General features: G+C 35.4%; 1 protein-coding gene. It reads left to right on the top strand.

The genetic code is table 11. The features are described 5' to 3' along the window. Nucleotides 1-100: 100 nt before the first annotated feature. Nucleotides 101-1,270: an IS256 family transposase gene (locus tag BAU15_RS11100; RefSeq protein ID WP_071131292.1), complete on the top strand. Its 1,170-nt coding sequence runs from the start codon at nt 101-103 to the stop codon at nt 1,268-1,270. Nucleotides 1,271-1,431 lie beyond the last annotated feature (161 nt).

Here is a 1,431-nt window from a genome sequence, read left to right as displayed (position 1 = left end):
GAGAGCGTAAAATAGTTTGTGTAAATTAGGGTATTGAAAAAGGAAGACCTTATTCGTATGATTAAAGCGACTAAACCAAATCAACGAAAGAGGTCTTCCCATGAATCAGTTTAACAAAGAAATCGCTCAAGCACTACTAGAAAATACAAATTTAACAGAAGTTTTTCGCAATCAGCTTGAAACCACAATGAATACTCTTTTAGAAAGTGAATTAACTGCTATTCTCGGCTATAATCCTTACGCGCGACTCAATAACGGTAACTATCGAAATGGTGACTACACAAGACGATTAGATACACAGTTTGGTCAAATTAATGTGCGCGTCCCTAGGGACAGAAAAGGAGAATTTCATCAGTCTTTAATTCCTCCTTATACTCATCGTATTGACAGCTTAGAAACGACTATTATCCAACTCTATGAAAAAGGCATTACCACTAGAGAAATTGCCGATTTAATTGAAAAGATGTATGGTTCACACTATAGTCCTACGACCATTTCTAACATTACAAAAATGGTTGATGAACAAGTGACTGCTTTTCATTCCCGTCCTATTTTTCATTCACAATATGTTTGTCTTTTTCTAGATGCTACATATATTCCCTTAAGACGTGACGCTGTCCAGAAAGAAGCGGTACATATTGCTTTAGGGATTACTTCTTCTGGAGAAAAAGAAATTTTAGATTATCTTATTGCCCCACAAGAATCAGATGCTGCTTGGTCCGATTTATTAGGCAGTCTTGTTTCTAGAGGACTAACTGATGTGCAACTTATCGTTGCCGATGGCATGACCGCTATTCAAAATGCTTGCGAAAGAAATTATCCCCAAGCTAAATTTCAACGATGTCTTGTGCACATTAACCGAAACATTATGGGAAAGGTTCGCGTTTCTGATCGTAAAGAAGTAGCCAGTGATTTCAAAGGAATTCATCATGCGATCAATTTTAAAGAGGGTGAAGAAAAAATCCAAACCTTTATAGAAAAATGGGAGAAACGTTATCCAAGAATGACGCACTCTCTTCAAAACACAGAAAATCTCCTGACCTTCACGCAATTTCCCAAAGCTATTCGAGGTACTATTTATTCCACCAACATTATTGAATCTTTCAATAAACAGTTGAAAAGAAAAACAAAAATCAAAGAACAATTTCCTAATGAAGAAGCTCTTGATCGTTTTTTAGTCACCCAAATGGTTGATTATAATAATAAAAAAACTGGTAGAGCCCATAAAGGTTTTAAACAATGCCAGGACACATTGGATTCAATGTTTTAAAAATATAAATCAAACTGAATAAGGTTTAAATGAATTTACACAAACTTCTTGACACACCCGTTTCATAAGTTCATCGCATCATCAAGTACATATATCAGTCAATTATAGCACGGAAACGGTTACGTATTGTTGGTTAAACTGATACGAGCGATAATTCTTTT

This window comes from Candidatus Enterococcus huntleyi (genome assembly GCF_009933175.1).
GTDB classification, from domain to species: Bacteria; Bacillota; Bacilli; order Lactobacillales; family Enterococcaceae; genus Enterococcus_K; species Enterococcus_K huntleyi.
The sequence above is the reverse complement of the archived record's forward strand: the minus strand, read 5'-3'. Positions and strand labels throughout refer to the sequence as shown.